This is a genomic window from bacterium (genome assembly GCA_035527515.1).
Classification (GTDB): domain Bacteria; phylum B130-G9; class B130-G9; order B130-G9; family B130-G9; genus B130-G9.
In genome coordinates this window covers 1-6,826 of record DATLAJ010000150.1, presented here as the reverse complement: position 1 = coordinate 6,826, position 6,826 = coordinate 1, and the positions used below count along the sequence as shown (strand labels likewise).

The 6,826-nt window shown below is 56.6% G+C and carries 9 protein-coding genes; 5 read left to right on the top strand and 4 right to left on the bottom strand.

The genetic code is table 11. The features are described from left to right. Nucleotides 1–433: 433 nt before the first annotated feature. Genes VM163_12480 through ruvA form a run of 5 tightly spaced genes read left to right on the top strand, consistent with a single transcriptional unit; the run spans nt 434 to nt 2,784 of the window. Nucleotides 434–637 carry a hypothetical protein gene (locus VM163_12480; protein ID HUT04694.1) on the top strand — a complete coding sequence of 68 codons (204 nt, stop codon included), beginning with the start codon at nt 434–436 and terminating at the stop codon, nt 635–637. 28 nt (nt 638–665) lie between these two features. Then, the gene (locus VM163_12475) at nt 666–902 is read left to right on the top strand and encodes a DNA-directed RNA polymerase subunit omega (GenBank protein HUT04693.1); all 237 of its coding nucleotides are present in this window, start codon (nt 666–668) and stop codon (nt 900–902) included. Nucleotides 903–926: 24 nt separating this feature from the next. Beyond that, nucleotides 927–1,676: a YebC/PmpR family DNA-binding transcriptional regulator gene (locus tag VM163_12470; GenBank protein HUT04692.1), complete on the top strand. Its 750-nt coding sequence runs from the start codon at nt 927–929 to the stop codon at nt 1,674–1,676. Beyond that, nucleotides 1,673–2,197 carry a crossover junction endodeoxyribonuclease RuvC gene (ruvC, locus tag VM163_12465; GenBank protein ID HUT04691.1) on the top strand — a complete coding sequence of 175 codons (525 nt, stop codon included), beginning with the start codon at nt 1,673–1,675 and terminating at the stop codon, nt 2,195–2,197. Before VM163_12470 ends, ruvC begins: the two co-directional genes overlap by 4 nt. Continuing rightward, nucleotides 2,194–2,784 (top strand): Holliday junction branch migration protein RuvA, encoded by a 591-nt coding sequence (gene ruvA / locus VM163_12460; protein HUT04690.1) that lies wholly within the window; start codon nt 2,194–2,196, stop codon nt 2,782–2,784. Before ruvC ends, ruvA begins: the two co-directional genes overlap by 4 nt. Before the next feature lie 240 nt (nt 2,785–3,024). Here the strand turns inward: ruvA and VM163_12455 are convergent, their stop codons facing one another. The 4 genes from VM163_12455 to VM163_12440 form a co-directional block, all read right to left on the bottom strand. Then, nucleotides 3,025–4,320 (bottom strand): adenylosuccinate synthase, encoded by a 1,296-nt coding sequence (locus VM163_12455; protein ID HUT04689.1) that lies wholly within the window; start codon nt 4,318–4,320, stop codon nt 3,025–3,027. Beyond that, entirely contained in the window at nt 4,317–4,580 is a 264-nt protein-coding gene (locus VM163_12450; protein ID HUT04688.1) for a hypothetical protein, read from the bottom strand. Before VM163_12450 ends, VM163_12455 begins: the two co-directional genes overlap by 4 nt. 817 nt (nt 4,581–5,397) lie before the next feature. Next, nucleotides 5,398–6,090: a (d)CMP kinase gene (gene cmk / locus VM163_12445; protein ID HUT04687.1), complete on the bottom strand. Its 693-nt coding sequence runs from the start codon at nt 6,088–6,090 to the stop codon at nt 5,398–5,400. Between the two features lie 12 nt (nt 6,091–6,102). Next, the coding region (locus tag VM163_12440; GenBank protein ID HUT04686.1) for a Tol-Pal system beta propeller repeat protein TolB at nt 6,103–6,826 on the bottom strand (724 nt) is incomplete at its 5' end.

The window sequence follows — 6,826 nt, the reverse complement described above, 5'->3', positions numbered from 1 at the left end:
GCCGTTTATGAGCGGGATGCTTCCGTCTGGGACGATGATGCCGACTGTGTTGGTGCTCATATACGAGTTCCCAGAGGACTTCGCGACTGGGCAATACACCTGGATGACGGCGATATTCGAGCAGGGCACTTTCAACATGATAACCGACATCTCGAGCGCCTCGTTCACATTCATGTAGCCGCAAAGCCGCGGCCAGTTTCAGGCTGCACGTTGTGCTTTCGTAGGGGCGATTCACGAATCGCCCTGGTCTATTCCGATCGGGTACCGTATGGCGAAGGGCGGTTCGTGAACCGCCCCTACATGGCTGCGCTGTGGGCACCTATGGGAGCGGAGACACTTCGTGCGCCGTTAGTCTTGACAGAGGGGGGTCTTTATTGTTATCTATGCGTATATGGGAAAGAGGAGTAGGAAGCATAAGCGGAACGTTCCGGCGATGTCTTTTGGGTCGGGAAGCCGGTATGGTTTTGGTCACGTGCTATTGGTGAACGCCATCGCGTGGGCGGTGCTTCTGTTGATCCCGTTTATCGTGGGCAAGTTATTTACAGGGCACGGGGCGGACATTTATCCGTTTTATGCGGTGTTGGGTCTCTGCTTCACGGTGGGATCGCTCCTTGATTGCTCGCTGGACAGGATTTGAGAAGATGGTTTTGAGGTAGGTTAAGAATATGGAAGAAGACAGGCGTGGTGGGACGGTAGTTGAGCTCGTGCCCATGGGTGTCAGAAAGATTGGGTCAGAGTATGATTTCACAGTGCTGACCGCTGGCCGGGCGCTGCAAATACAGTCGGGCTTGCTGCCGTTTTCTCGTGGTGGTGGCAAGAGTTGTATTGAGATTGCGATAGAGGAGATACTCGAGGGCAAGGTCGGGATTAAACCTAAAGATGATAAGCCGTCGCTTGCCTGAGAGATCGGTGTTTGGAGGGATCAGATGTCCGGGCACTCAAAATGGAGCACCATAAAGCGTAAGAAGGGGAAAGAGGACGCCAAGCGTGGCAACCTCTTTACCAAGCTGATCAAGGAAATCACAGTCGCGGCGAGGCAAGGTGGCGGCGACCCAGAAAGCAATCCGCGGCTCCGCAGTGCCGTTGTGTCTGCTAGAGCGGCAAACATGCCACACGACAACATTGAGCGAGCCATCAAGAAAGGGACTGGCGAGCTTCCGGGCGTGTCCTATGAGGACGTGAGTTACGAGGGATATGGCCCGGGTGGCGTTGCGATCTTCATCGAGTGCCTCACCGACAACAAGAACCGAACGGTTTCTGAGATTCGGTATATTTTATCGAAGAACGGCGGGAGAATGGCAGACGTCGGGAGCGTTTTATGGATTTTCGACAAGAAGGGCCTTGTAGTCATCGAGGAGAAGAACGTTGATAACGAGGACCGGCTGATGGATGCGGCGGTTTCGGCGGGTGCTGACGATGTGACGAACGATGATGGTGTTTTTGAGATCGTGGCTGCGCCGGAGCGGCTAGCTGATTTGCAGGAGGTGCTTGCCGCGGAGGGTTTTGAGATACAGTCTGCGGAGGTAACGATGGTTCCCAAGAGCACGGTGAAGCTCGAGGGGAAGGATGCGGTGCAGATGCTTCGGCTGATGGACCGGCTCGAGCAGAGCGATGATGTTCAGAACCTTTTTGCCAACTTTGATATCGATCCTGCGGTTATGGAGGAAGTCGGCTGAAGGTCCTAGGCGTTGACCCCAGCTGCAGGTCAACGGGCTACGGCATAGTCGAGCAGGGCGAGGGTGGCGAGCTTTGCGCGGTCAAATACGGGGCAATCCCGGTCCCTCAGAAGCACTCCTTGCCGCAGACACTTAGCGTCATTCATTCCGAGATAGTGTCCCTCATATCTGAGTTTCTGCCCAATATCGTCTCGATGGAGGCGGTATTCTACGCTCAGAACGTTCGCACTGCGTTCAAGCTGGGGGCAGTGCGTGGCGTTGTGATGCTTGCTGCCCAGAGCGCTGGCCTGCCGGTCGTGGAGCACTCTGCGACCGAGATCAAGCTCGCCGTTACGGGTTATGGGAGGGCGAGCAAGGAATCAGTTCAGAAGATGGTCAAGATCGCCCTCGCCCTTACGGAAACGCCATATCCTGACGACGCGTCCGATGCGCTGGCCGCGGCGATATGCCACCTAAACACCGAAAAACTGCGGGCGCAGGTTAAGGCCTCTTATGAGGCGCAGACCGCAAGTCGTAGATGATTGATTACATATCCGGCAAGATCGTCGAGAAATCCCCTGAGCGCGTTGTGCTCGAGGTTGGCGGCGTGGGGCTCAAGGTTCAGATATCCTTTACGACCTATCAGCAGTTGGGCCAGGTTGGCTCAAGTGTGAAGCTTCTCACTCATCTTCACTTCCGGGAGCCGACGTTTGAGCTGTTCGGTTTCGCGACGTCCGCCGAGCGCGATATATTTCGACTTCTTATCCAAGTCTCCGGCGTCGGCGTCAAGGTCGCCAGAACAATCCTGTCGGGCATTGAGCCCCGTGATGTCCGGCGGGCAATTCTGGAGGGCGATATACCTCGACTTGCGTCCGCCCCGGGAATCGGGCCCAAGACTGCTGAGCGCATCGTCGTCTTCCTACGGGATAAGGCCACTCGAATAGCTATTCCAGCGGAGCCAGGGGCCCCCTCGGCCGAAGGGATTGAGAGGGACGCGGTGGCCGCCCTCGAGTCGCTCGGTATCCCACCCAATACATCCCGAGCTGTCGTCCGCAAGCTTGTCGAGCAAAGAGGGCAATCTGTGCCGCTTGAGGAGCTTGTCAAGGTGGCCCTCAAGGCCCTGTTCTAGCCCGGACGCTTCTGTCGTACGCTGTCTATCCTCTCCGGTCACAGCTTGGACATCTCGAGGCGGGGCCTAACGAGCCTCCAGACCACTGCCTCGTTCATCGTCTCCATCGACATCCGCGATCTTTAGCGGCTCGCTTCTTCTATAACGGATGTCGCATCTCCATCTATGGATATAGACATTCTGAGCTCTGGGTCTCTCATAGGTCTGACTGGTGACCAACTTGTCTCCAGAGCAATGGCTCTAGAACGAGATGAGGTCCTGGTCAAGCACAACCATCTCGTCCCGGCGCGGGCCGGTGGACACCAAAGCGATACCCACGCCCATCTCCTCCTCAATCCGCTCAAGGTATGACATGGCATTTGAGGGAAGCTGCGCTACGTCCGTCAGGCCCCTCGTGGATTGTCTCCACCCAGGAAGACGCACATATACCGGCCTGCACTCCGCCAGAACGTCTATCTCCGGCGGAAACTCCGTCAACCGCTCGCCTCCGTGTTCGTAGCCGATGCAAACTGGTATCTCATCGAGAACGTCTAAGACATCTAGCTTGGTCACTACGATCGAGGCGATGCCGTTGATCCGAGCCGCATACCGAAGCGCAACCAGATCGAGCCATCCGCAGCGACGAGGCCGACCGGTAGTCGCCCCAAACTCCTTGCCCCGCTCGCCAAGCAGCTTACCCGCATCAGCAGAGTCTTCGGTGGGAAACGGTCCCGCCCCTACTCTTGTGCAGTAGGCCTTTAGGACCCCTACGACCTTGTCGATCTTAGTGGGCGGAACTCCCGAGCCAATACACGCCCCGCCGCTCACAGGGTGCGAGCTCGTGACGAATGGGTAGGTCCCGTGCTCGATGTCCAATAAGGTTCCCTGAGCACCCTCGAACAGGATTTTTTTGCCACGGTCGATATAGTCAGCAAGGGCCTTTGACGTGTCCGCGACGAAGGGCCTAATCCGCTCACTCAACGGCCTCAGCTGCTGCACAAGCGCATTCGCATCAAAGCGTTCGCTCAGGCCGCCTCGTTCGAGGATGAGGTTCTTCTCCTTCGTATTGCGACGGAGCTTATCAAGCAAAAGCTGTTCGCGGAAAAGGTCTGCCACCATGACGCCCGACCTCGCTACCTTGTCAACGATCGTAGGCCCAACGCCTCGGAGGGTTGTCTCGAGCGCTTGCTTGCCTCGAAGGGATTCGTCCAGCCTCTCCAGCGCCTTGTGATAAGGGAGGGTAACGTGGCAGCGGGAGCTCACCAGAAGGTGGTCGCCTATCTCAAGGCCTCGCGACCTCAGATCGTCGATCTCCACGAAAAGCTGCTCAACGTCAACCACAACGCCGTTGGCGATTACGCTGATTTTATCAGGGTGAAGAACGCCCACAGGCAAGAGGTGGAAAACATACTTCTCGTCGCCGACTACAACGGTATGGCCAGCGTTCGCTCCTCCAGAGTAACGAACGACTACGTCTGACTGGGCGGCAAAGACATCAACAATCGTCGCCTTCCCCTCATCCCCCCACTGCAAGCCCACAAGCACTAATGTGGTCATGAGCCGGCCCGGTCGCGCTCCTCCGAGCGACGCGCTATCCTGTCATAAATGCCGTCGTAGATGGAGACTATCGTGAATCCGCTGCCAACAACGACCAATAGAAAAGGCACTACCGGCACACTGTCGATAGCGAAGTAGGTTATCACCCCGATAACTAAGAGAAGGCCCCAAACAATCAAGTTGACCAGAATGTAATCACCGAGTGAATACCTCAAAGCAGTCGCCTCGTCCATCCCTGAGGTTGAAGCATTATTAAACATGTCCACTCCGTAAGCATGCTTGACCACTCAACGGTTCCCGCCTCCATAAGTCCGTCCGCCATCAGTGTCCGGCATTTCATCCATAACGGCGACCATAAAAGCCCTCCACATTAAATCCATCAATGCCCTCCACCAACGCTGCCTCCCCCGACAGAATAGCTCTGCGCAAAAACCTTGAGCATTGAACCACCCTGGCCGCCTAAGTCAAGAGCTGTCTTGGAGGAGGAGTTTTCGTAATGGTGCCCGGGCCTGCTCAACTGACGGCGTTCTTCCGGCATCCCCGAAGGGGATTAACGTGGGTAGCCGTAGGCGTTAGCCTACGGAATCGGAACGCATCCCCACCTCCCCAGATCGGCCCTGATGGGGCCGCACAACAGTCCCTTCACACCAGAAACCTTCGTCATAAAACGGCAGATTGTGCAACCCTTTCAGGGTTGTTTTTCTTTTTCTTCGCTGGCCGTGATCCGTAGGCTGACGCCTACGGCTACCCTATAGTCAGTCAAGCGTTTTCTTCACTCGGTTATGGGATGTTTCACTGACGGTGTGGTGTTGCCCTGTTGCAGCAACAGGGCGATTTCGAGGCCTTTCAGGGCGGGAGTATGCCCCGGCTCCGGTAAGCTCCAATTTCAGTCGATGCCGTCCGGAATTAGAGCCACATAGCCGATAAACCAGCTATTCTGCGCTCAAGATTGGGGAAACTCCTGATCAAATGGTCTGCCAAAGAACCAGATGTGCTTGGCCGTTATCTGCGACCCGATGCCATTCCGAACACGCTGCAAAGGCTATGAGCTTCTGATCCGATCGTGCCTAAGCCCTATTAACCCCGCTCGCTTGGAGGCCTTCGGCAGTTCCCCTCGATGTGTCCGAGCAGGCGGTCGATGACCTCCTTGATTGTGAGGTCAGTTGTATCGATCTCAATGGCGTCTTCGGCCTTAACAAGCGGCGAGTGCTTTCGCGTCATGTCATTCAGGTCCCGAAGGCGGAGCTCCTCCTGGACTTCAGACAGTGTTTTGTGGATGCCCATGCGCTCGTAGTCCTTGAGCCGGCGCCTCCCTCTCTCCTCGAGAGAGGCAGTGATGAAGAACTTGCACTCGGCATCCTTGAGGACAACAGTGCCGATGTCCCGGCCCTCGAGCACGACGCCGCCGGCCCTGGCCATCGCCTGTTGCCGGGCGACGAGTTCTTTGCGAACAGGCAATAAGCTGGAGACGCTTGATGCCGCCTGGGCAACGTCCGGCTCACCGATCCGCTCCGTAACATCCCGGCCGTTCAGGATGAGGCGTTGATTGGAGGCGGGACCTGCGAAATCGATTGCAACCCCCGGCAGTATTGCTTCCACGCCCGGCTCGTCGAGAGGGTCAATACCTTTCTCGAGCGCCATAAGCCCGACCGCGCGGTACATGGCGCCGGTATTGATGAGTTTGTATTCGAGCTGCACAGCTAGCATCTTGGCCACGGTGCTTTTGCCGCTCGCACATGGCCCGTCAATGGCGATTTTCAGACGTTTCATAACAATACCTCTTTACGGAGACCAGCTTGGCTCGGTGCAGTTGCCGAGGACAGACACAGTTTCTGTCAGCCCACTCCCATCGCGGTTAATCATGTACAGGGAGCTGAACGAGCCGCCCTTCTTGGCGCTGAAGGCTAGTTTCTCTCCATCAGGCGACCAGGCTGGAGACTCACAATCTGAAAGCCCTTCTGCAAGCGCACAAGTGCCCTCCCCGTCGGGCCCGATCAGCCGAAGCTGGAAAGCATTGTCCAACAGCGACATATACGCTATGAGGCTTCCGTCAGGCGACCAGGCTGGACATTCGTTGTGCCTGCCCTCAAAGGTCAGCCTCCTGAGCCCGCTACCATCGATGCTCATCACGTATATCTGCGGTCGTCCCGTCCTGTCCGACATGAACGCAATCGAGCGGCCGTTGTGAGCGAACGTTGGCGAGGTCTCTATCGACTTCGAGTACGTCAGCCTTGTCAGCTTCTCTGAAACCACGTCAAGCACGTAGATGTCACTATTGCCGGACTTGCTGATGGCAACCGCAATGCGCTTCCCATCAAGCGACCATACAGGTGACGCAACAGCCCCATCGCAGTCCAGCACCTCATCAACCCGTCCTGACACCACGTCCAGCATCGAGAGCTTCGAGCCGCTATCCTCGAAGCTTATGAAGGCAATCCTGTCTCCTCTAGGCGAATAGGCAGGAGAGAGAACAATGCTCGACAGACTCGTCCATTGCCGCATGTCG